The 24,292-nt window shown below is 52.9% G+C and carries 19 protein-coding genes; 9 read left to right on the forward strand and 10 right to left on the reverse strand.

Features of this window, described 5'->3' with window-relative positions; all coding sequences use genetic code 11:
- Positions 1 to 22: 22 nt before the first annotated feature.
- Positions 23 to 1,369, reverse strand: a complete 1,347-nt coding sequence (locus HNP71_RS11395; RefSeq protein WP_183267047.1) for a tyrosine-type recombinase/integrase — start codon at positions 1,367 to 1,369, stop codon at positions 23 to 25.
- A 663-nt stretch (positions 1,370 to 2,032) separates the two neighbouring features.
- On the opposite strand from HNP71_RS11395, the gene HNP71_RS11400 reads away from it, so the two are divergent.
- Positions 2,033 to 2,266, forward strand: coding sequence for a hypothetical protein (locus tag HNP71_RS11400; RefSeq protein WP_183267048.1), 234 nt, complete (start codon positions 2,033 to 2,035; stop codon positions 2,264 to 2,266).
- On the opposite strand, the gene HNP71_RS11405 is transcribed toward HNP71_RS11400, so the two are convergent.
- Positions 2,232 to 3,317 carry an acyltransferase family protein gene (locus tag HNP71_RS11405; protein ID WP_183267049.1) on the reverse strand — a complete coding sequence of 362 codons (1,086 nt, stop codon included), beginning with the start codon at positions 3,315 to 3,317 and terminating at the stop codon, positions 2,232 to 2,234. The genes HNP71_RS11400 and HNP71_RS11405 overlap by 35 nt on opposite strands.
- A gap of 441 nt (positions 3,318 to 3,758) precedes the next feature.
- Between HNP71_RS11405 and HNP71_RS11410 the strand changes: the two genes are divergently transcribed.
- Together HNP71_RS11410 and HNP71_RS11415 are read left to right on the forward strand one after the other, a co-directional pair.
- The gene (locus tag HNP71_RS11410) at positions 3,759 to 5,267 is read left to right on the forward strand and encodes an undecaprenyl-phosphate glucose phosphotransferase (RefSeq protein WP_183267050.1); all 1,509 of its coding nucleotides are present in this window, start codon (positions 3,759 to 3,761) and stop codon (positions 5,265 to 5,267) included.
- Complete coding sequence (locus HNP71_RS11415) at positions 5,239 to 6,192, forward strand: glycosyltransferase family 2 protein (RefSeq protein ID WP_221246829.1); 954 nt, start codon at positions 5,239 to 5,241, stop codon at positions 6,190 to 6,192. Before HNP71_RS11410 ends, HNP71_RS11415 begins: the two co-directional genes overlap by 29 nt.
- Before the next feature lie 5 nt (positions 6,193 to 6,197).
- On the opposite strand, the gene HNP71_RS11420 is transcribed toward HNP71_RS11415, so the two are convergent.
- The gene (locus HNP71_RS11420; protein ID WP_183267051.1) at positions 6,198 to 7,244 is read right to left on the reverse strand and encodes a glycosyltransferase; all 1,047 of its coding nucleotides are present in this window, start codon (positions 7,242 to 7,244) and stop codon (positions 6,198 to 6,200) included.
- A 241-nt stretch (positions 7,245 to 7,485) separates the two neighbouring features.
- Between HNP71_RS11420 and HNP71_RS11425 the strand changes: the two genes are divergently transcribed.
- Complete coding sequence (locus HNP71_RS11425) at positions 7,486 to 8,292, forward strand: hypothetical protein (RefSeq protein ID WP_183267052.1); 807 nt, start codon at positions 7,486 to 7,488, stop codon at positions 8,290 to 8,292.
- 388 nt (positions 8,293 to 8,680) lie between these two features.
- Here HNP71_RS11425 and HNP71_RS11430 read toward each other — a convergent pair whose 3' ends face one another.
- From HNP71_RS11430 to HNP71_RS11440, 3 genes are all read right to left on the reverse strand, one after another.
- A complete protein-coding gene (locus HNP71_RS11430) occupies positions 8,681 to 9,838 on the reverse strand; it encodes a glycosyltransferase (RefSeq protein WP_183267053.1) in 1,158 nt (385 codons plus the stop codon).
- A complete protein-coding gene (locus HNP71_RS14240) occupies positions 9,835 to 10,407 on the reverse strand; it encodes a glycosyltransferase (RefSeq protein ID WP_246344196.1) in 573 nt (190 codons plus the stop codon). The genes HNP71_RS11430 and HNP71_RS14240 overlap by 4 nt, the downstream gene beginning before the upstream one ends.
- Before the next feature lie 493 nt (positions 10,408 to 10,900).
- Positions 10,901 to 12,457 (reverse strand): hypothetical protein, encoded by a 1,557-nt coding sequence (locus HNP71_RS11440; RefSeq protein WP_183267054.1) that lies wholly within the window; start codon positions 12,455 to 12,457, stop codon positions 10,901 to 10,903.
- Between the two features lie 178 nt (positions 12,458 to 12,635).
- Between HNP71_RS11440 and HNP71_RS11445 the strand changes: the two genes are divergently transcribed.
- From HNP71_RS11445 to HNP71_RS11465, 5 genes are all read left to right on the forward strand, one after another.
- Positions 12,636 to 13,733, forward strand: a complete 1,098-nt coding sequence (locus HNP71_RS11445) for a polysaccharide biosynthesis/export family protein (protein ID WP_221246831.1) — start codon at positions 12,636 to 12,638, stop codon at positions 13,731 to 13,733.
- An 11-nt stretch (positions 13,734 to 13,744) separates the two neighbouring features.
- Complete coding sequence (locus HNP71_RS11450) at positions 13,745 to 16,150, forward strand: GumC family protein (protein WP_183267055.1); 2,406 nt, start codon at positions 13,745 to 13,747, stop codon at positions 16,148 to 16,150.
- The gene (locus HNP71_RS11455) at positions 16,147 to 16,728 is read left to right on the forward strand and encodes an acyltransferase (protein ID WP_183267056.1); all 582 of its coding nucleotides are present in this window, start codon (positions 16,147 to 16,149) and stop codon (positions 16,726 to 16,728) included. Before HNP71_RS11450 ends, HNP71_RS11455 begins: the two co-directional genes overlap by 4 nt.
- Positions 16,722 to 18,224: a lipopolysaccharide biosynthesis protein gene (locus HNP71_RS11460; RefSeq protein ID WP_183267057.1), complete on the forward strand. Its 1,503-nt coding sequence runs from the start codon at positions 16,722 to 16,724 to the stop codon at positions 18,222 to 18,224. Before HNP71_RS11455 ends, HNP71_RS11460 begins: the two co-directional genes overlap by 7 nt.
- Positions 18,225 to 18,340: 116 nt before the next feature.
- Positions 18,341 to 19,327 (forward strand): glycosyltransferase family 8 protein, encoded by a 987-nt coding sequence (locus HNP71_RS11465; RefSeq protein ID WP_183267058.1) that lies wholly within the window; start codon positions 18,341 to 18,343, stop codon positions 19,325 to 19,327.
- Between the two features lie 31 nt (positions 19,328 to 19,358).
- Here the strand turns inward: HNP71_RS11465 and HNP71_RS11470 are convergent, their stop codons facing one another.
- From HNP71_RS11470 to HNP71_RS11485, 4 genes are all read right to left on the reverse strand, one after another.
- Complete coding sequence (locus HNP71_RS11470) at positions 19,359 to 20,264, reverse strand: hypothetical protein (protein ID WP_183267059.1); 906 nt, start codon at positions 20,262 to 20,264, stop codon at positions 19,359 to 19,361.
- Positions 20,265 to 20,423: 159 nt separating this feature from the next.
- Positions 20,424 to 22,022 (reverse strand): GMC oxidoreductase, encoded by a 1,599-nt coding sequence (locus HNP71_RS11475; protein ID WP_183267060.1) that lies wholly within the window; start codon positions 22,020 to 22,022, stop codon positions 20,424 to 20,426.
- 7 nt (positions 22,023 to 22,029) lie between these two features.
- Positions 22,030 to 23,151 (reverse strand): FAD-dependent oxidoreductase, encoded by a 1,122-nt coding sequence (locus HNP71_RS11480; RefSeq protein WP_183267061.1) that lies wholly within the window; start codon positions 23,149 to 23,151, stop codon positions 22,030 to 22,032.
- Between the two features lie 160 nt (positions 23,152 to 23,311).
- Positions 23,312 to 24,136 carry a glycoside hydrolase family 16 protein gene (locus HNP71_RS11485; protein WP_183267062.1) on the reverse strand — a complete coding sequence of 275 codons (825 nt, stop codon included), beginning with the start codon at positions 24,134 to 24,136 and terminating at the stop codon, positions 23,312 to 23,314.
- Positions 24,137 to 24,292: the final 156 nt, after the last annotated feature.

The raw sequence follows: 24,292 nt of genomic DNA on the forward strand, positions 1-24,292 counted from the left end.
TGAAGGGCCGGGCCGGTGCCGGCTACGCGGCAAGGGGCAACTCCTCGTTTACGCCGGCCGCCGACTGGAGGAAGCGCGCCAACGCTGCCTTCCGGGAATCCCGGTCGAGGGCATAGGCTGTCTGCTTGAATGCTTGCCCGTCGAGCAGGCCCTGGATGTAGCCCGAGATCGTATCGGCCGCCATGATGAGCGCCGTGTCGAGCGTGTGGATGTATTTGCTCGTCACCGATCCCTTCGCATGGCCGACCAACGCCGCGATCGTGACTTCGGTGAAGCCCAGGTCGTTGGCGATGCTCGCGAAGCTGTGGCGCAGGACGTGCGGTGTGAAGTCGGCGAGCGGCGAGTCCTTGAAGATCTGCTTCCAGTGGTTCGGGAAGCCGCCGAACGCAGCATCCTCCGCGCGCGGGCCGGGAAATACATAGGTTCCCGTCTGCGTCTTGCGCCGCTCTTCGAGATATTCGACGACGGGGAGCCCAATGGGACGGACGGATGCTCCTTCCTTGCTGTCGGCAAGACGAAGGCAACTGGCGCCCGTGTCCGCCTCGGTCCACATGAGGCCAATCATCTCGCTTCTCCGGCAGCCCGTCAGCGCGATCTGGCGGATGATGTCGACGGTCATCGCGTATTTCTCGGTCTCGGCGGCCTTGCGCAGCATTTCCCCCAAAGTGCGGTATTCGTCTTCCGTCAGACGGCGAGCACGCACGTTGTCCTTGGGCTTACGAACGCCGTGGACCGGATTCGCCGTGACGATGCCGGCCTCCATGGCGTAGGTGAGTATCCCGCCGAGCAGCCCAACAGTTCGCGTTGCGGTGCCGGCGCCGCCGCGAACGATGGCTCTTCCGCGCAATTTCTTCGTCTTCACCGACACGCTCGTCTTGCCGGCCATGATGTCCTTCAACACCTTGTTGATGTCGGCCTTGACGAGATCTTTCACTCGCCGCGCGCCGATCAGCGGGATGATGTGCCGCTCGATGCGGCCAGTATCGGTGACGATCGTCGTCGGCTTCTTCGGGCGGCCGCCTTTCCCGAGGATGAGCCCCGCGTCCAGATCCTTGAGATAGAGTTGGCAAAGTTCCTTGACGGTGATCGCCTGGTGGTCCAGCTGCCGCTCCTCCGCCGGATTGTCGCCCTTGGCGATGCGGCCGAGCTGCACCTTCGCTTCCTGCCGGGCCGTCTCCGGCGTCCACACGCCATGCAGACCGATGGTGTAGCGGCGTGTCCGTCCGGCGGCACGATATTGGACGAGGTAGCTGCGCTTGCCGGAGGCGAAGATGCGCAGCCCAAAGCCGGGCAACTCATCGTCCCAGAGGAAGTAGTCCTTTTCTCGGACGCCGGCCGCGTCCACGGTGCGCTTGGTCAGCCTCGGCATGTGACGTCTCCCTCGCCGCGGAAGGGCTGCTTCCGCGGAAGCACCACGGAAGCAGCCGAATGAATATCGGAGCGAACTTTCGGATAAACATTTCGGGGCGAAGAACAGAATAGTCTAGCTGTTTCAAGCAGTTGTAGTATCATGGCGTGCCCTAGCGTGCATTTAGGATGGCTAGGTCAAATTGCTCCGAAGGCAAAGGTCGCGCGTTCGAATCGCGCCGGGTCCGCCAGTAAAATCCATGACTTCTGATTCGTCTGCACTGCTTCGTCGTTGCGATAAGCGGGAAATCCTTCGTTATTAATTATCCCAAACCGTCGAATGAGCCCTGACAGGGGCTAAGTAGGCGGCGATGATTATCGTGAAGTGCGGGGAGATGCTGATCGGCCAGCGGCCTCAGGCCGAAGACAGTCCGTGCGGACACTTGCTCAATTCACGAGGGAAATTCTTCATCGCCTTATGAAACGTTCGGCGCTAGAATATGTTACTTATTCATAATTTTTGTGGGGTTCCGAAAAGCGGGTCGCGGATATGTATCAATATAAAATTCTATAAGCTGAATCAGTGTAGTTTTAGATGCAACTTAAGGTATATAAACATGTTGCCTCCAGGGTTCAGAATTGATAGAACTTCTTACTTGATATAATGGAAATGGCGGTACGGCGCATGGCACAACAGCTCGGCGACTCCCGGAAGACCAACAACAACGGCGCCAACCATGAGTTTTCTGCCGGGGCAGAGCGGATGGACGTTTCGCCTGGCCTTATGAAGCGGTGCTGGCTGCGCTTTCTTGCTGGCCCGAAGGTGCCGCCAGGGCCAGCCTTGGTCATGATCTTGACGTTGTCGCTGCTGCTGTGGGCAGGTCTCATCTGGTTGGTCTATCGTTTGTTCTGGCTTTAGATATCTGGCCAGCCGGCATTGACGCCAAGCGGCGTGAGGCCCAGGCGCGCAACGGCGCATCGTAGAACCGCTCCGCAAGGTACGCAAATCCAAGCACCGCTATGATGGTTCCCAACGCACCAAGCCATGTGGTGGTCATGCTAGTATGGGATGATTTGTTTAGGTTCGAGAAGACGACAACAAAGGGATAATGCACCACATAGAGCGGGTAAGAGAGCAACCCAAGTTGGCGCCAGAGTGGATCGAACCATCTGCTGGCCGGAGCCATGGATGCAGCCAGAACGATAGCAGGAAAGACGACAAGGTCGGCGGCAAGGTCGAACCAGCCGCCGTGGCTGGCCGGGGCGCACAGCAGGAGCAGGAGTAGCAGGAAACCACTATGGCCCCAGGTAAGGTGTGCTGGGCCGCCAGCGTAGCGTGCCAGCATGACGCCCATGACAAAGGGAAACAGTACACGCGCACTGCCGAGATAAAAGCTCTGCCAAGCAAAACCCACATTGAGCCCGCCAAAGGTTAGAGCGACGGATGCGACGAGTCCGGCCCCGGCGAGGAGTGCTACGCTGAGTGTTGGCTTATTCAGAAACCGGAACAGAAGCGCATAGAGGATGTTGATCCAGATTTCGAAACTCAAGGACCATAACGGCGTGTCGATGGGGAACGCCCAAGGGCGCAGCGTGAGCAGCGCCGGGGTGGGTAGCAGTAGCGCGTTGGCGCAGGCTGCCTGCAATACGCTGATTGGATCTATCCCGCCGAAAAGGGCACGCAACAGATAGGCCCCCGAACCCAGAGCCACCCCGAGAACAACTAGCGGCTGCAGGCGAATGAGCCTGATTCGGAGAAACTCCAGAACTCCCATTCCGTGGTGCAGCCGTGAATCATAAGCATGGGCGATGACGAAGCCACTCAGCATGAAGAAAAAATCGACCGCAAGATAGGCGTGACCAGGCTGCACCGGCAGACGGAAATATTCCGTTGTATGCAACGCAACCACCCCAAGTGCCGCGACGCCGCGCAACCCGTCAAGCGCGAGGTAATGGTGTGTCTTGCTCATAGCCACCTGCGACCCGCCGCTTTGACGTTGTCTAGCCAGGAATCGCAAGTCGAAATAATATTGATATAAATATGAATTAGTTTCATGAAACGACTCATTCTGGCTGCTAGGATGATTCATATACAGTTTTGGTTTCGTATCATGTCTAGGTATCTTGAATTTTTCTACTAATTTTTTACAAAATTGATGTGTATCAATAAGTTTATGATCGAATAATCAGATGTTTGTTGTGGTTTGTTTCAGAAATAATCAATTTTTCCATTTTAGTCTGATTAAAAAGCGCTTGACTCCCGCCACCTCAATCCGCTTTGTTGCGATTGCGAAGTGTTTTATAGTGTGGACGACTGGGAAATTTATCTCAATCTAAAGTACCGTATCGCTTCTTGCTACAGCACAACGCATAGCCAGATTGGCGCGCCTTTTGCCTTAAATGGAGTAGTCATGAGTGAGAATTCCGTGGTACGGATGCTGTTCACGGAAACGCGGCGCGAAATCAACGCGATCAGTGCAAGCGGCCTTGGGCGTTACCTTCCCGCGGTCTCACCCCATTTCTTCGTATTCCTGGCGGTAGCGGTGGATATTTCCATCCTGATTACGCTAGACCGCAATTTAGGTTCGCATGTTTTCATTTCATCTTTATCTTTTGGAAATGATTTCAGCAGGCATAGCAGCCTCATTTTTCTTGCCCTGATGTTCTTTTACGCCGCTGGTCTATACCGCGTCGAAACCATCGGAAACTATCGACGGTTTTTGAGATATTTCGGTCGCGCCTGGGGATGGCTTTTGGCGACTGTACTCGTCGTTTATACATTGTTGCTCTGGCCGTTGGTTCATATAAATATTTATTTGATAAAAATGAATCTGGAAGTGTTTGCGCTTTGGTTCGGTGCTGGTGGGCTAGCGTTAATCGTAGCACGCCGTACGCTGGCCATGCTTTTCCGGTACGGGGTTGAGCAGGAGCTGCTGGTGCATGACGCCGTGCTGGTAGGTGCAACAGAGTTGGCGGCGCAATTCATCGCACGTGTAAAAGCCGACCATTTAGGCGTACGAGTAAAGGCGGTATTCGACGATCAGGATAGGCAATGCAGCGTGGCCGGCGTGCCGGTTGGCGGTAATATTGATGATCTTCTTGCCTACCATAAGCACAATGAAATTGATACGGTTGTGATTGCATTGCCACTGGAGAACAACGAATCCATGTGCCGACTGGTGCACCGACTCCGGATGCAGCCGCTGAAGGTGGCGCTACTACCGGGGGCTATGGATCTTAGTTCGTTACGAAACTGGAATGCGCCATTTGGAGCGCTACCCGGTGTTCATCTGCTCCCGATTTGCGACTTCCCGATCGACCGCTCAGGCTGGTTCATAAAGATGTTATTTGACAAGATGGCGGCTGTGGTGGCGCTACTGCTGTTCGCGCCGGTGATGGTCTGTTGCGTGATTGGTATAAAGTTGACCAGTCCTGGACCGGTGCTGTTCCGGCAGCGCCGCATTGGCTACCGTAATCGGGAGTTCCATGTCTTCAAGTTCCGCTCAATGCATGTAGCAGCCTGCGATACAGGCGAGCTGACGGTACGCAACGATCCACGTATTTTTGCCTTCGGACAATTGATGCGTAAGCTGAGCCTCGATGAACTACCCCAGCTCTTCAATGTACTGCTAGGAGATATGTCCATGGTAGGCCCGCGTCCTCATATGCCGGAGGCAACCGCAGCCGGACATTTTTATTACGATTCAGTTCCTTCGTATGCCGCCAGGCATCGGATGAAGCCAGGAATTACTGGCTGGGCGCAGGTGAATGGCTGGCGCGGGCCGACCGAGACGTTGCACCAGATCGAGCAACGTGTGGCGCATGATCTATATTATATCGAAAACTGGTCTTTCGTTCTGGATATCTCTATTCTTATAAAGACCGCTTTCGTTGGCTTCTGCGGCAAAAATGCATTTTAGCCCCGAAGGAATTGGTGTCCCCTTGACTCCGGCCGTGATCACGCCAACGCCGCGCATAGCCATCGTCGTCGCCTCCATCCGCCGTGCCGAGGAAATTGGCCAGCTTTTGTCGCATCTCGCCGTCCAGACGCTTCCGCCGTTTTCGATCATTTTGTCCGTTGAACAGCCTTCTGACTTACCACCTGGGTTACCGCCAGATATCAATGTAGTAATGGGGCCAAAGGGCTTGACTCAGCAACGTAACCGCGGACTGGAACTTGCCTTATCTATGTCAGATCTTATTGTATTTTTTGACGATGATTTCATTCCAGTGAGTGATGCCCTTGAAGGGATGGCACGGCTCTTTGCTCTAGCGCCGGATATTGTGGCGGCAACGGGCCTAGTTTTGCGCGACGGGGTGAAGCGGGGTGGAATAAGCTATAACGAAGCCTTGGAGACAGTTCGCGCGTACGAAGAACAACGAGTGAAGGCGCAGCCGGCCAAGGTAGAGCACACCGGAGAACTGTATGGTTGCAATATGGTGTTTCGCAGTGCGGCTATAGGGGCATGCAGGTTCGACGAGACGCTGCCGCTTTACGGTTGGCAAGAGGATGTGGATTTCACCGGTCAGATAATGAAGAAGGGCAGTACAGTGAGGACAAATGCCTTCGCTGGTGTTCATCGCGGTGTAAACAAAGGGCGCACGCAGGGCACCGCGTTGGGTTATTCGCAGATAATCAATCCTATTTATCTGGTTCGCAAGGGAACGATGCGTCCGGTTAAGGCGTTAATATTGGTAACAAAGAATTTTCTAGCCAATCATATTAGGTTGCTTCGGCCGGAGCCGTTTATAGATCGTATAGGCCGGTGTAGAGGAAATTGGCGGGGGATTTTTGATTTACTATGCAGGCGTTGTAATCCCGAGAATGTACTCACGCTGCACTAAGCTACTTAGACGAGTTCACGGTAGACTTCGTCCATCTCGCGGCAGACGCGGGCGATAGTAAAACGTTCTACGCCCCTCCGGGCCATAGCTGAATACCTTTTAAGTTCGGCGGGATCTGCAAGCAGGTATTTGATGGCAGTAGCGAGGGCAGCCGGATCCTTTGGTGGCACAAGCAGGCCGGCATCGCCATGGTCAAGCATTTCTGGAATGCCATCTACATTCGTTGCGACAATGGCGCACCCTGCGTTGCGCGCCTCTGCGACTACTAGCGGGCCTGGATCCGAATGTGAGGCCAGGACGAATATATCGGACGCAAAAAGGTATTCGCGGGGATCGTCTCGGAAGCCGAGAAAATGCGTGCTGGCGTCGATGCCAAGAGTGGTGGCAAGCGCCTCGTATTCCACTTGGCAAGGACCTTCCCCGAGCAGATAAAGATTGGCGTCTGGAAAAGAATCTCTGATGCTTTTAAAGGCATGTAAGAGATCGGCAATGCCTTTGCGGGGATGCAGGCCGCTAACTGTGACGATGGCGGGGTGCTGAACCTGCGCCCGGATAAAATCCTGCTTAAGCCGCGAAGAGCCGATAGAACCATTGAGCACGATACGGATTTTCTTGCGACTGAAGCCGCGGCGGGCCATGCTTTCATAGCCTGCCTTGCTGACCGTAACGATGCGGGAGGCTAGTCCCATAAGCCAGACGGAGCGATCGAACTCGTTATGGACCGTAGTAACGACCTTGTAGCCGAATAGCCGGTAGGGTTGAATGAGTACGCTCTGTGCTGCCATATGAACATGTACGATATCCGGCTGGAAATTTTTAATCGCGCGCCATAAATCGGTCTGTGCCTTGAAAAACTGCTTAATGCTGCGGTGTGGTTCCTCAACCCTAAAGGTCTGCACACCGGCATTCGTGAGAAGTGGAATGAAATCTCCCTTAGCACAGCAATAGCCTACAACATGACCGCTCATCGACTGGGCACAAGCCATGTCAACTGAAACATTCACATGGCCGTTAGCTTTTCCGCAATGGTTAAGAAGATGCAGAATGCGCATCGGAGTCCTTGATACCAATAGATGCCGAAGCGGCCAGAAGCTTTCTCGCGCAAGCATAACAGCATTACCTCTCCCTGAAAAGAAGAAAGCACAAAATCATTCCGTTAATAAATTGATTTTGACGTGAACCTAAGGTATGCTTAAGTCGATAACATGCGGTGCCATAACGTGTTTATGTAACAGTCTTCTGTTTGTGCCATATACCACTTTGAGGCAGAACATTGAACTTGGGCAGTGCGCCATGAATCAATCTCCTACGGCCATTGCTAATGAACAAGATGCTGGCCTTCTTCTGGCTGATCTAGTTCTTCCGGAAATATCCGATGCTGATGTGAAGCGATTCGCCGTCGAAATAGACCGACAGGGATTTTCGGTCATTCCATCTTATGTTGGTAACGAAATCGTGGAACGGTTGTCCGCGCTAGTAACTAAAATCATTGAGCGGAATAGTGGCGAATATGCCGTTTTGACAGGATCGACAGAGATTTCTGGTACTCTCTTGGATACAATAGGCAAAACCCCCCAACTCAACACTCTACTGCGGCGTGTCTACGCGGCTGGAACCGGCAAGACACCGCCAGCACAATCCCTATACCAAGTGCTACGCTGCATTAGTGGACAAACCGGACTCCATCAGGCTTATTTTTTTCATTATGATTCATATGTCGTAACCGCGCTTCTACCGATTCTCATTCCAAAAGAAGGACGAGCTGGAGATTTGGTAATGAAGCCAAATACGCGCCGAATAAGGTCGTCATATCTTTACAATCTTTTTGATAAAATTATCGTCGACAATAAGATTTTACAGAATTTTTTCAAACGCCAAGCCATAGAGAGGCGCTGCGGCTTTAAGAATGTTCGTGTTGTTCCGGGGAATTTATATCTGTTTTGGGGCTACCGTTCACTGCACGCAAATGAGCCGTGCGATCCCAAGAAAATCCGCGCAACAGCCCTATTCCATTTTGGCGATCCGCATGCAAATAACGGATTGCGCAAATTCACGGGAAGGGCAAAAATTCGGGCTACCGATGAATCGGCACCCTTCTAATTCTCTTCTATTTTCACTTTAAGTAACAGATTAGGTTTGTCTGAGGGAAGAATCGACAAGAGAAGACGCGCTGAGGCTGCGCCAGCGCCTTAGCGCATCTTCGCGTGCAGGAATTCCATCACGCAGTGATGCGGCAATTAGCCGATCAATAACACCTGCACGGAGTTCTGCTTCTCTCTTCAATGAATCGGTGGACATGCCATACTCAATCATTTCAATGTTGTGATATAAAGCTCATCTAGGTCCGCCAAATAACAATGGCTATTGGCATACCATTCTGTATTAGTAATATATATTTATAGGTATAAATAGAAAATTACACGTTCTGGAATGATTCTTTTGCAATTTTTATTTACTGGGCGCTATCCTACACGATATTCATAGAACATTACCAATGTGGTGCGTCGTTTACGGGGCCATACCCCGCCGTAGCGAGGGTCATATTGACGGCATCCATGAAATGCTTACGAAACGAAGCTTCCGAAAAGCGCAGAGCATTGATGCGGCAAAGGGCGGGTGTCAGATGCCGCTCCCACGTCTCAAAATTATCGAGTGCCGCAACAATCGACTCCACACTTTGCGTCTCGAACAGGATGCCGGTGCATGGCGCCGATGAAGTGGATGAAAAAATATCGTGCGCACCACCCTCACCATAGGCGATTACTGGCGTGCCGCAGGCCTGCGCCTCCACCATGGTGATACCAAAATCCTCCTCGGCTGCAAAAATCATGGCGCGGGCGGAGCGCATAAATTCGATCAGTGTTGCATATGGTACAGGGGGGAGGATCGTGATGTTGGGTGCCCCATCAGCGGCTTTGACAACCAACGACGCATTTGTGCCGGCACCGATAACGGTAAGCTTGTGCTGCGGCATCTCCCGAAAAGCCTGGACGATGAGTTCCACCCGCTTGTAGGGTACGAAGCGCGAGACGACCAAGAATCCGTCTCGTGCGCCCTGACCTGGGGTAAAATCATCAATCGCAACTGGTGGCGGTACGACCAACGCCTCGCGTCGGTAGGTTTTTGCAATACGGCGAGCGATATAGCTGGAGTTAGCCAGGAACTGGTCCACTCCATTAGCCGAATTTGCGTCCCACAGCCGCATCTTGTGCAGTAGCCAGCGCACATAGAGGCTCTTCATTCCATACTCAAGCCCGCTTTCGCGCAGATATTGCGCCTGCAGATCCCAGGCATAACGCATGGGTGAATGGACGTAGGAGACATGCACCTGCTTGGGCCCGGTGAGCACGCCTTTGGCCACCGCATGATTACTAGAAATTACCAGGTCATAGGAGGTAAGATCAAACTGCTCCACAGCAAGCGGCATGAGCTGCAGGTAATTTCTGAAATGTTTACGCACAAATGGGAGCTTCTGGATAAAGCTGGTCGTGATTTTGTGACCTTTGAGGAAACTACGCTCATCCTCCGGCAGAAAGTCGACGATGGCGAAGACATCTGCTTGTGGAAAACAACGCAAAATCTGAGCCAATACCCTTTCGGAGCCGGCGTAATGTTCGAGCCATTCATGTACGACAGCGACTTTCATGCCTTGCCTCCGTAGTGGGCGATGATAATGTCTTGCAGTGCTAGCGCGGCTCTGGCCCAGGTGAGGGATGCGACATGGTGTTGCCCGGCCGCACGCAGCTGCGCCTGAAGATTTTGGTTGTCACAAAGTTGCAACACGGTTTGCGCGATATGCTCCGGCGAAGACGGATCGCAATAGAGCGCGGCACCACCACAGGTTTCCCGCAACGCGGGAATGTCGGCGGCAACCACCGGGCAAGAGTTGGCCATAGCCTCCATCGCAGGCAGGCCGTAGCCCTCGTAGCGTGACGGGAAGACAAAGCAGCTTGCGGCCCGGAAAAGAGCTTTGAGCTGCGCATCCGTCACGCGACCGATATAATGAGCCGCGTCTGGCAGTAACTGATGACCACTGGCATTAAAGGCACGACCAAGAACATTACCGGCAACCACCAAGCACATCTGGCGCGCACGCAACTGTATTGCCAACGAGCCCAATGCTGGGAGGTTTTTATGCGCGGCCAGATTACCGACCGCGAGCACGAAACGATCCCGTTCCAACGCAAATCGCGGTAGCGCAGTTTCATCTTCCATGATGCGCCTAACATGGTCGGCCCCTTCTGGGATTACACTCACCTGCTCAGGCCTTGCCGGCAAGTAGCGTAGAATCTCCGTGCGCGAGAATTCGGAGACGGTCGCCACGGGCACATTGCGTCGGATGAGGATATTTTGGAGAAGTTTATACCATATCCGAAATTTCCAGGAGTAAGCCTCTGGTGTACTGTATACTCCGGCATCATGGATAACGACGATTTGCCGTCGTGTCAGCGCTGGTGCCGTGTTGCCTGGATTGATCAGGATACCGCGCCGGGCCGCACCCGGTAAGTTGAATTGCTCCCAGGCTTGGCCGCGGCATGTGCCAACCTCGTCCGCATCAGGCCAAAGTGCCGCTCCTTGCGGAGGCACCAATAGGGTAACATCGGCCTGTAGTGCCAGCAGTGCGCGGCTTATTTCCGTAGCGAAACGCTGAACGCCGGAGAGGCCTTGCGTGACAAAACGGCCATTGAGGTAGAGGGGGGGCAGAGGATCAGCCTTTCAATGGTGCGGCTATACCGAAGCGTGCGCGCGACACCGCTGAGGCAGGTCTTGAAGTGCCGCGAGCCTGGTGCCGCACCCGCGCCGCCGTGGCGACCAGCACGGCTAGCAACAGATAAAAATCTGGTGAGGCAATGGTGGGGCCGGAGAGAAGTGTGGCGGTGAGTGTGCCCAGCAGGCCGGCGCTGCAACCGCGCATCACGTCGCGGGCATCGGAATCGGCGAAGCGATGGGCGAGTGCCACATGCCTATAAAGACCCGCCGTAAAGCCGAGCAGGCCAATAATGCCCCACACACCAACGGCCGCGCAAAGGCCAGGGCCCAGGCTTGATGAGCGGTTACTGCCCCAGCCCACTCCGAGAAAATCTGTACCTACCATGGCGCGTAGTGCATCGCGGTCGGCTTCGGTGCGGGCATCGTAAGATGAGGATTGTTGCTTGTTTGCCGTGGCGTTGAACACCGTAACGGCTTGCTTGGCCACATTTGGAGCGACGGCTGGGGTGATAGCGATCGCCAGGCTGGAGAGTATCGTGATAGTTATGGTGCCTGCGAGAACACGCCGCCGGGTCGCTGGACTGGAGGCGATGTAGGTACGCAACAGCAGGAGGCCGGTCATGATGCCGAGCGTGATGTAGCCCGTGGCGGAGGTGCACAGGAATATAATGATGAGACCGCCAACCAAAGCCACGCGGGGCAACCTAGTCTTGTCCCCATTGAAAACCATCCAACTAGCCGCGCTCACTGTGCCACAGAGATAGCCCCCGAGGGCCGAAGGCTCACTGAACGACCCATTGAGGCGGGTAAGAGAGCCCATGCTTTGATCAGAGAGCTGCGACCAACCAGGGTTGGAAAGAAAAAATTTGGTTGGATACCAAACATGCAAAGTACTGCCGGCGAACTGCCAAATGGCAACAAATATGACTAGTAGGCCTGCAATGAAATAGGCATTCAGTAGGCGGCGAGGATCGAATCCGTCGCGCGTCATATAGATGGCAGCCGCGACGGCGAGCGAGGCATTCGCGAGCAGGTATAGGTCCTGCGTATAATTACCAGAATTGGGGGCTAGCGGAGTCAATGCTGGTAAGCCGGACATTTTCTGTGGCCAGACCATTACCGCGCCTTCAAACAGGCGCGGCATGATGAAGGAGCTGGCGATGGCGCCGCAGACCACGGCTATGAAGGGGAGCATAACCGCAAGTACGGTACTTTCGGCGGGGAAACGCTCGCCCAGGCAGAGTTTGAGCAGAAAGACATTGAGAAACAAGGCGGTTGGCACCAGCGCCGGCATGACTCCCAATCCACCGACCACAATGGCCGCAGCGGCGGAGAAGGCGGCGCCGATCATCACCAGTTCCAGCAGGCGCGGGGCTGAGCGCCAAAAATACAGGCAGAGTGGAAGAAACAAAATCCCGAATGACGTCATAACGAACTTTCCAAAGCCTCGCCATAAGGTTGACTGATGATCATGAGTTGTCTCTGCGGCTGAAAAACCAAACATAATATCAGCGCGTGTTACCCTCGGCTTAACAAGCTTGCGCAACCGCTTCAACAGATATTATATCGATGTCATTGCAAATTATATCCTGCATCGAAACGATTACAATAAATGGCACCGAAGAACATCATTTCGATGTAGATTGTTCTTTATCGGCGTAAGACATTATGTAATGCTTGGCCTAAATTGACTAAGTCGTATTGGTATCATCATGAATTGTACGAAGATCCGGATGCATAAGATTCCGCGCTGCTGGAAGGTGCGCACGATACAATTTTTGATTGTACCAGCGTTCAATTTGCTGCTCTCCGCGTGTGCCTCGCCGCCATCGCCGATGCAGAGCATCACCGCCTCGGCAGCCAACACAGGCTCTGCGGTCTTGTCTTCGGATCTGCAAACATTGCCGCCGAGCAAGCTTCCTCCATCTCAAAGCCTAGATACAGGCGCCCCTTACAGGCTTGGCCCTGATGATATCATTGGCGTCACTGTCTACATGCATCCAGAATTATCAGAACCTCAGCAGGGTGCCACAAGTGGTCTTGGCGGGGTCATGATCACCAGTGATGGTACTGTAAACCTGCCCCTGATCGGCACCATAAATCTCAATGGCATAACAATCGACAATGCGCAGCAGAAGCTCAACGCGGCCTATGCTACTTATGTGAACAACCCCAATGTCACCGTTCAGCTCGTAGCGGCACAAAGCCTGCGCTATTACCTGCTCGGTGCTTTCCGTTCGCCGGGCGTAAAATATCCAGGCCGTGTGATGACGCTGCTTGACACCTTGTCTTTGGGTGACAGCGTCGACTTGACCAATGCTGATCTATACCAGGCTTATGTGGTACAGAATAAGCAGAAACTTCCTATAGACTTCCACGCACTCCTGGCGGAGGGCGACCTCTCGCAAAATATTACGCTGGCGCCGGGTGACACCATTGTGATTCCGACAGCAAGCGCCGAGGACGCATACGTGTTTGGCGCGGTCGGCAAGCCGGGAGCGGTGCCATTCCAGTCCGGCGCCCTCTCCCTGCCACAGGCGCTGAGTGTCGCGGGCATGGATCTTCAAAATTACACTACCGCAGAATTATCGCAGGTACGAGTAATCCGCACTCATGGTGCCACGGCGGATTTTATGGTTGTCGATGCAGCAAGGATTTTGCGCGGACAGGCAGTGCCCTTTGCTCTGCAGCCGGGTGATATTGTGTTTGTGCCGGCGGATGGGATAGGCAGCTGGAATCAGGTTTTGTCCCAGCTGCTGCCTTCGCTGCAGGCAATTTCCGGCGCGCTCAACCCGTTCGTTGCCATCGCCTATCTATCGCGACATAATTAGGGGGGCGTATCATGTCCAATAACGTCCCAGCCACTTGCTCGTCAGCCGCAGCCCATGACTCAATCGACCTTGGGCAGCTTGTGCAGAGCCTTAGGCGCCGTGCCGGCCTTATCGCCGCAATCATGATGACAACCACCGTGATAGCACTATTGCACGCAGTGCTGGCAGAGCCGCAATTTACGGTCAAAGGAGCACTCTATCTCGGCGATGCGCAGGGCCCCGCCGCAGCCGCCGAGAACAATGGCCATGGGCTGAATTTTCTTGGGGACTACAGCAATGGAAGCGATGTCGAGACGCAGATTGAGCTGATTACGGCTGGCGCGTTAGTAAAGAATGCGGTACTGGAGACCGGGCTGAACGCGCAAATCAGCCCGGCTGGGACGCCACGCTTAACCTATTGGCGCTGGCGTCTCTTCAATCATGGCGATACTAGCAGCTTTACGCCTGGGCCGGATACGCTGGAAGCGCTCTACGCCACCACTCCCGGCCGCTACAAGTTGGTAATAGGCCAGAACGACACCTATAAGCTTTATGTTCGGCGAGGCTTATTCGAGCATGACCGCTTCATTCTGGATGGGCGGCTTGGTCAACCCGCCGCGGGCAATGGCGTACAATTGGTCGTGAAACCGGCCGGGGAAGCCTTCCAGGCCGTTCCGGAAAAGGAATATGACCTCAACATTTCCTCACCTGACGTGCTTGCCAGCGCACTGCAAAGCGGAGCCCTGACTGTGAGTGCTGGCGGCTCTGCCCAGCAGCCGACGCAAATTGCATTTCTGCAATTCGGCTGGGCTAACCCGTATCAGGCACAACGTTTTCTTAACCAAGTAATGCAGGATTATATCGCCACCCAGCTTTCCTGGAAAACGCAGTCGGCTTCAACCACCGAGGATTTTGTCTCCAACCAGCTCAAGAATATAAGTACGGAGCTGGCACAAGCAGATCAGAATCTTGCATCTTACCAGTCACAGACTGGTATTTTAGACGTGCCGCAGAATGAACAGACTATCATTAACCAGCTTGCGCAATACCAGACACAGCGTACCACCCTGCAATTGCAGCGCGACGCACTGGGGCAATTAGCGGGGGAACTCAAGAACTCCGGAGGCCAGCTCAACCCTTATCTCGTAAGCCAGACCAATGACACGGTACTCTCGGCGTTGACCACAAACCTCTCCAATGAAGAACTGAAACTTAGTAATCTGCAGGCGCAGTTCACAGGCGCCTCTCAAAATGTGCAGATTGAGGAAGCGCAGGTGACTGAACTGGAAGAGGCCATCCGCGATACCGTGAACAACGATCTTGCCGCAGCAAACAAGAATCTCGCGAATCTTGACCAGATCATCGGCAATTTCCAAAGTCAAAAAAAGCAGATGCCGGCAGAGTCGCTGAAGGTCATTGCCCTGCAGCGTTCCACTGACGTGCTTGGCCAACTCTATGTTTTGCTGATGGAGAAGCAGGAGGAAGCGCAAGTCTCGAAGGCCGCTACTATTATCAATACCCGGATTGTCACCCCTGCCGACATGCCGCTCAAGCCGACATCGCCGAAAGTTATAGTGACGGTGCTGTTCGGCGCACTGGTCGGGTTGGTCATCGGTGTCGGCCTTACGCTTGGGCGCCGCGCGTTCTCGGGCTGTTTCGAGAGCGAGGAGCAGATTCGCTCCGCCATTTCACGTCCAATCTATGCTGCTATACCACGCCAACTCAAAGGCAATATCACAGCGAGCATATTCGGTGCTACAGGACGTACTCCGTTCTCTGAGGCCTTCCGCATTCTGTGCCGCTCCATCTATCTTACTGGGACACCAGACGAACCCATGGTCATCCTCATCATTTCGCCCAGCAAAGAAGATGGCAAGACCACTGTTGCGGTTAATCTGGCCAAAACGCTATCCGCCAATGGCAAGCGCGTGGTACTGGTAGATGGTGACGTCCACCTTAGCCGACTGCGTAGCCTGCTGCGATTTGGCAACGATCATGGGCTTGTGGATTGGCTGGCTTCTGGTATCCGTCCTGAACTACACAATTGGCCACACCAAAACTTCAAGTTCCTTCCGGCGGGAGCTAAATCCCTTCTTGGTCACGAGTTGTTAAATGAAGAGCGTCTGCATACAATTTTCTGGAGTTTGAGGGCTGATTTTGACTATGTAATTATCGACAGCCCGCCTCTACCTACGGTTTCCGATGGCTTAATTCTTGGTAGCTTCGCTGATCTCATCCTCTCGGTGGTCAGCGTTTCACATACTTCGCGCCGGGCACTCAACGTTCATAACGAATTGATTGATACGCTGAAGCGCCCTCACGGCATCATCATCAACGAGGTTGAGCCGGAGATATATGGTGGTAATGATACATCTTTCTTCTCAGAGACAATGCGACGCGAAAAATGCGCAGGATGGTTTACGTTTGAGCAGTCTTGACACTTTTGCTGGGTGCCATCGCCGTGGGTGATTTCATCCATCGTATTACGGATGCGCTGTTGCGAAGTGAGCTTTTGCCGGTCGGCATAAGAATGAAGGCAATGCGTCTAACTGGCTATGACGTTCCTTCCGATAGCTGCCTCTGGGCGGGAGCCGTGCTACGCTCAAAGAATCTTAGTATTGGCTCGCATGTTTTCATCAATGTTGGGTTCTTCTACGATGGCTACGAGAAGCTTCGGATCGACGATAATGTTCGTATAGGGCAATATGTACGCGTTATTACCGCCACTCATGAAATTGGGCCACCTCATCAGCGTGCGCTGGTTGAGGTAACAGGCAAGCCCGTGGCAATCGGATTCGGAAGTTGGGTTGGCTGCGGTGTCATTATTCTTCCTGGGGTTAATATCGCGTCGGGCTGCATTATTGCTGCTGGCGCAGTGGTCACCAAATCCACAGAGCCGGACGGGATCTATGCCGGAATTCCAGCTCAGCTGGTGCGCAAACTAACCGATGCAGTAGTAGACATCACCCCGCCACGAACGACAGGTGGACTGCGTCAGGATAAGCTGACATGTTAGGTCAAAACACGGCATTGAGCGGTGCACTGATGGTGCTGGCTCGACTGATTAGCCGTGTTATAGATCTTGTGACGATGCTGATTTTGGCGCGGATGCTTAACCCGGCTGATTTCGGCCTCGTTACCATCGCCATGACCTTGGTTCTCATTCTTGAGGCCGCACTGGAAATGCCTTTGAGTGAGGCATTGGTTCGGTTGCCGGAAATAAAAGAATCTTACTATGACACCGCATTCACATTGGGGCTTTTGCGTGGACTGTTGTTGTGTATTGTCGTCTACGCCATTGCTGTGCCATTTGCGCGCTTCTACCAGCATAAGGAGCTTGTACCTCTCATTTTTTTTCTCTCCTTAGCGCCGGTTGCCAGAGGGCTACTCAACCCAAGACTCGCGTATTTTGCCAAGAATCTTAATTTTAAATATGAATTTGTCTTCGAACTAGTAGGTAAGCTTGTGGCCTTTGTTGCGGCCATATTGATAGCTTTTTCTACGCACTCTTACTGGTCCATCGCTGTCTGCACGGTTGGAGGACCGCTCGTCATTGCCGTGCAATCCTACATTCTATTCCCATTCCGCCCGCGCCTGACCCTGGTGGACTGGCGTATCTTCATGAGTTTTCTTGGCTGGATCAGCCTGTCGCAGATCGTGCTCGCCATAACTTGGCAATCCGATCAGTTGCTTCTGGGAAAGCTGATGCGCTCTGCTGAGCTCGGCCTATTTAGTGTCGCCAACAACATCACAAATATTCCGCTTTCCGCGTTGTTCTCACCATTGCTTCGTCCGCTCCTTTCGGCTTTCACCTTGCTGCGTGAGGACAGGGCGAGACTCCAGAGCAGTTTCCTGAATGCATCGAGCGCAGTGGTTACTATCGGTTTGCCGTTACTGGTCGGACAGAGCCTTATTGCTGGGCCCATGGTTCAGCTTATGCTCGGAACAAAATGGATGGGTGCGATTTCCGCTGTCTCGTTGCTCGATTACAGCTTGATTCCAGCGCTGTTCGGAATGTTACTGACTCCGTTGAGCATGGCATTGGGAGAAACGAGGGCCATGGTATGGCGTAACATACTGCAAATGGTTGTAAAGCTCCCGCTGGTAGTGGCCGGAGTGCTCATGTATGGGTTCATTGGCGTCATCGCTGCTAGGCTGATTTCCGAAACGATTGCCGCGCTTTATTGCATGATCATCGTTAAGCGGCTGTGTGGTCTTACCCTTGCGCGGCAGTTTTCTAGCTGTTGGCGCAGTGTCATCGCGGTGCTGTTTATGGCGGGGGTTCTGGAGATCATGTCTCCAGAGCTCATATGGAAAGATCAAGGCTTTTGGTTCGCGATGCAGTTTCTGGTTCAGGTTGGGCTAGCCGCCGCCGCCTATACAGGCTGCCTGTTGCTTCTTTGGCACATGGAGGGAAGGCCGCACGGGTTGGAAACATTGGCGCTGCGGGCAATATTTAAATTCCGTCAACGCCTTTTTGCCCCGGTTGCTGCGGCAACAAAATCTAGTTGAATGCAGGAAAATAGCATATTAACGTTCCGCAATTTTCTGTCTTTGGTTCGTGCCAAATGTTATAGATAGTACACGGCGTCTAATCGCCGCTCCTGAGAAAAGACACGAGGATTTCATTGCGCGCATCCTGTTGTATTTGCTACACAACCGATTCTGGCTATCTGTTACCGACGCTGGTTAGCGCGATACAGGCGCGCCGCTATAGCTCTAGGGAAAAGGCGGATGTGGCGATTTATTGTCTGAATGCGCCAGTGGGAGTAGAGACTGTTTTTGCCAAGGTAAGCGCTGCTGAAGGTATCAACTTTAACGCCATCCGAAGCGAAGATATCGACGGCGCCAATGCAATGCTGGCGAGGCTCTTTTTGGCCCACCTGTTGCCAAAAGACTATCGGCATTTCCTCTATATCGATGGTGATACGCAAATAACAGATTCGCTGGATCCGCTGCTGGATTATCCTGTGCCGCCGAGGCGCTTCCTTGCTGCTAGCGATCCAATGACCTTTGCCGCCCCTGGCTCGGACCGGCATGGACGAGAGATCGCCGCTTACTTCTCAGCTCTTGGTATTTCTCGGCAGCAGCAGACTCTCTATTTCAACACTGGCGTACTGCGTGTCAATCGCGATGGCTGGGACGAGATCGGGATGAATGCTTGGCGCCTGTTCAACACTCACCAGGAACACTTACGGTTTCCAGACCAAGATGCGCTGAATCTAGCCGGCATGGCGCTACGGATTCCAATGTCGTTATGCTGGAACTTTCCTATCTTCATGCATAATGCTGGGGTAAGAAAGCGAATTGCGCCGCGTATAAAACATTTTATGGGCGCACCAAAGCCGTGGCATGGAAATTTTCCGCCCTGGGATGCCAGCACTCACCAGCCATATCTTGATGTCATTATGAAATATCCAGAGCTTTCTTTCTATTTGCCGCGAATGTCAACGGCACGGAAGCTTCGCTATGTAGCACAACAACATTACAAGCGTGGGCTTGAGACCCTGACTTGGGCTTGGGATGAGCGGCGCAACCGTATCCTGGATTATGAGAAAGATCTAAGCAATTCAACCAACTGGCCACACCTAGTCGCCACGGCACTGCCAGTCTAAGTTAGGTTTGTTGAGTAAAAGGGAAGCGATGTTAGCGCCGCAATACTTGCTTCTGTATCAATGATTCCTCGGCAATACGGTCGGGCATATTGTTGAGCGCCTTCCAGATCATGCCGGCCATGCGCCGCGCCATCCGTTTGGCCTCGGGCGAATGGCGTAGAGCAGGTAGATACCCCGCGATTGCGCTCAAGATAAAGCGCCGAGGCTTAGCGCGCGCATCGATCACAGTACCATCACGATAGATAGCTCGATGAGTAAAAATAATGGGCTCTTCTTCGATGCCGTTAGACTTACAAAAAGCACGCAGTTCGTCCCAGGGCGATATGCCGCGCTCGCGCAGCACTTTGTAATTGGGGCCGCCGACAGGGCGGGTGTGCTCTACATTCACGACATCGATGATGGCAATTTCTATTTCAGGTTTAGCAACGAATTTTGTCCAGACGAAATCAAGTCCCCAACCGCTTAGATTGAAATTGAATAACGGAAGCGCCCGGCAGAGCAACTGCGCTGAAAGGCAGGGGGCCATTACCTCTACATAATTCGTATAGCGAAGAAAAAACTTTTTATTGGCGATAGTGGTAAGATGGCCAAAATAGCTATTCCAGGTGAGAGCCGGCTGCGCCACCTGTAGTTGCTGTTGTTCCATGATTTTGAATAATAGGTTGATCTGGGCTGCATCGGTGCGCAAATCGTCATCTGGCAACCATACATAATCATAATCCTCGAGGAAGCGCGGGTTAGCGCTAACGAGATCATGCAGAGCCGGCCATTTTGGCCCCTTGCTATCGATTCGCTCGATTCCAGGAACGCGGTAGATATCTGGCTTGTCGCCGTAATAATTGACGACGAGGTCCCAGGTGCGGGATGGTGCGCCTTTCAACCATTCCGGGTGCAGGGAATTATCCCCTGCGCGGACGATAACCAGATTACGCCTCATGTATAACGTCCACCGGCATATATGGAAAAGCTCTTCTCAAGCATTAATTGAAACGAATAATGCAAACCATGCCTCGCTTTTCCATGGGTGGCTTCACTACTTTTTATACAAGATGGTCAAGCTTTTTTCAAATAGATGGCAATAACGCCGAGTGAATATTCATGTTCTTTGTGCCACCTGTTTTACCGTATCAGCAAGACGGATCGATAACGCTACGATCATCTGGGTGGGGTTGGCGTGGCTGGAGGTAGGGAAAACCGAGCTACCAGCGATGTAGAGATTGTGCATTCCATGCACACGACAATTCTTATCCACTACGGAAGTTAGCTCACTATTCCCCATGCGTGTGGTACCGGTTGGGTGGGCAACATCGCGGAAATCATACGGGAGGGGAAGATCATTTGTTACCCAGTCCTCCGGCACTGGTGCGGGCAGTCCAAGCCGGGAGAACTCTTGGACCGTCGCCAGGGCGATACGGCGTAGGGATTGGCGCTCCGGTTCATGCACGCGCCAGTCGATCCGTGCGCGTGGCAAACCGAACTGGTCGCGCTTATCCGATAAGGTGATGCGGCTCTCTGCATCCGGCAGTTGCTCACACATGCCCATCAGCAATAATTTTTCAATCTTCCGTGGTAGACCATTACGATCGATGAAATAATCGTGAACGCCACGAGCAAGTAATCCAAAGTTATACAGCACAGAAATCATATCAGCCGGCAGATCAGGCCTGAACCTCGCCCACCGCTTAAGTGCATTATACGGATCATCAACTGCAGTGCGGCCTTCCAACCACGCCGTGGTATTCAGCAATGCCTCATTGTACTGCACAGTCTCGGGAAGCTGCAGTCCATGTACGAAAATCTGTCCCCCCTTGATGCGATAATGTCCGAACTGTCGGCGCAGAGCCTGCGTGCCAACCAACGGAAACGAGGCGATCGGACCACGCAGATGGTCCATTAGGTAGCGCCCAACCTGATCGTGCGCATTGCCCATACTACCTGCGCGGTAGTTACTGGAACAAAGCAGCAAGCGTGGATTCTCGATTCCACCAGCGGCCAAGATAATAATTTTTGCGCCGATCCTGTGCCGCACACCATCCGGCGCCGCAACCTCCAGGTGTTTCGCGAACATCCCATCCTCATCGGCGATGATCCGACAGACCGTCGCATTGGTTAAGAGCATGACGTCGTTCCCGATCCAGTGAGGCAGGTGCCGAATCAGGCGAATATGATCACCTCGTTGTATGGGATCGCGACTGAACGTCCAGTAATATGACCGTAGCATTGCTTCATCGAAGATTGGTACTGGTCGTTTTCGGGAGGCAATGCGCCAAAACTGTTCGCCATTATAACCGCTGCTTCGGTCAATGCCGAGATAAGGTGCGGCGCGATCGAGATAAGGGAGCATCTCTGTTGGCGTAAGTGGCCAGCCTGAATGCGGGACCCAGGGGCGTAGTTCATAATCAATGTCATCGAATGGTACGCAGCGCCCCGACCAAGTGTGCGATGATCCGCCGACAATACGATTTCGTACCAGCCATTGATCATCGACCCGCGGCCAACCGACGCTTTCCACCGCGTCTAGCTCATTGGCAAAGTCCCGCCGTACGAAGCCGCCGCTCTCCACCAACAAAATCCGTAGCCCATTGCCGGACAATTCACTGGCGATTACTATCCCCGCAAATCCAGCACCAACAATACAGACATCAAAATTCGTATTTGGTAGATCTGGAAGCATTCCCACGTTGGCATGATTCATCCTCGTGTCACCGACGCTTCAGCCAGCGCTCCGCACCGGTCAGAGATTGATTGATGACTTGGTCCATATCCAGATATTGATAGGTTCCACAGCGGCCTATGAACTCCATATTCGGCTCTGACGCTGCCATTTCTTTGTATTTTTCATAAAGTGCTTGATAGCGTCCGTCGGCCGTACGCACCGGATAATAGCGTTCCATGCCATTATCGCGGTAATCGCATGGCTCTTCCTTGGTAAGAGTTCTCCGTCCGGTTTCCTCTACACGGTGGTGGGGCAATGCGTCCCAGGCTGTCTCTCTTGTAAAGGGTCCGGTATCGGTAAAATTTGTTACCGGCGCCTCCGGCACTACGTTACCCGCCTCAGTGCGTATATGAAATCGAATGGAGCGATACGGTAGATCGCCAAGTTCAAAACGGAAATATTCGTCGATTGGCATGGCGTTGAAGCAGAAATCGTGATTCCTCAGCATTTCATGACTGAACGCTGTGCTAAGATACATGCGAATTCGCGAATGATCGAAAATCGTTCCGAACAGCGCGGTATAGCCATCGCACGGCAGAATTTGAGTTTCGTCTGCGGAAAAATATGTATCCACCCGATCCATGCGCAGCGGAATGCGCTTGACCACGGAAGATGCCATGTCTTCAAGGTCGAACCCCCACATTTTTTTAGTGTAAGGCCGGAAGAATAGATCCGTGAGTTCGACGCCAATTTTTGATTGAAGATATTCGGCAGCATTATTTGGTGCCGCGATTGGCAGTGCAACACGTGCCAAATGCACTTCCACCTCTTCTGCGCTATCGTAATCAGTGCCGAATACAGCATTTACCGTGTCGAGATTAATCGGAATCGGCACCAATTGTCCATTAGGTAGCAAAGCACGAACCTTGTGCTCATATGTGATAAATTCAGCAAAGTTTGTTAACCAATCGATGACGCGATGCGACTTTGTGTGGAACAGATGTGGCCCGTAATGGTGTACACGCACACCGTTGGCATCGATGAAATCATAAGCATTTCCACCGATATGCGGGCGCTTGTCGATAACAGTGATATCATGCCCGGCCTCAGCCAAGGTTCGCGCATAGACAGCTCCGGAAAAACCGGCGCCCACGACCAGAATTCTCATGCCACTCTCACTAATTCGGATCTCATTGTCTAGGACCCGTCTGGCTACGATAATTATAACGCTAGCCCATTTCTTTCGAATGCGAAAGATAAACTTGATTTCAATCTGAAGGGAGTTGCCACATACTTTATTACCCTGGTACTTGCATCGGCGCTTGCCGTTAGGGTGTCTTGCTATAGACCTTTATGTAGGCGATCTGCATCACCTGGGGTGAAGGAAGGTCGGAAATTGGCCAACCGCCGCCTAGTGCCAAGTCTGCCAGGATATACATTGGTTGCTGGTATTCCGGTGGCGTGGTGGTTTGCCAATATTCATGGCGGTTGAGGTAGAATGTGGTTTTCTGCGGTGTAATGAGTACACCGAACAGATTGTAGCCTGATGATAGGCTGCCTTCAGGTACTTCTATAAGCTGCGTGCGCAGCAGCGCATTCTTGCCCATAACCCAGACATGCTCAGTGGTATGAAAATATTTCGGAAAGCCACCGTAATATTCAATCACATCAATCTCGGCACCTGCGTGGGTCTTGTCCCTGCCAACCAACCAGAATGCTGGCCAGGTACCAGAACCGCTAGGCAGAATAGCCTTCATTTCAAAATAGCCATATTTCTGTGCGAAGCCATGCTGGCCTGGACCGTCTTTGTCAACGGAGCAGATCAGCCCTGAAGTCCATTTTCCATTCGTTCCACGCTTGGCGGTAATTTCCAGTCCTTGTGCATTTATAGAGAATGGACCGTCCTGCTCTGGATTGCCAAATATTGCATCACCGAAATCACCATTCCAGGGCGTATGTGCAATCCATTGGCGGTCAGATCCGTAGGCAGAAATATCTAAATGATTGAATTTCTCGTCAAAAGTCACATAGTAACCGGTAAGGTTGAGCGGCTGTCCGGCGGCGGGATTGCTCATCTCTGGCACCACACTACTGCCTAATGCCAGAACACCTAAAACGAGACCCAGGATCATGTACCGACGATTGTTTGGCATGACAACTCCGTGAAAAATTTTGGCATAGTCATTGCTAAATCGCCTATAACGCTAGGCATGCTGACCCTGCCTCCAACGTGCCCTCATTTTTAAGTTAGGGTCTGCGGGTTGATGTATGCCTTGCTGGCGTGTTGAGCGAAAGCCTCCGGCGCCATG

The organism is Acidocella aromatica, assembly GCF_014201825.1.
GTDB classification, from domain to species: Bacteria; Pseudomonadota; Alphaproteobacteria; order Acetobacterales; family Acetobacteraceae; genus Acidocella; species Acidocella aromatica.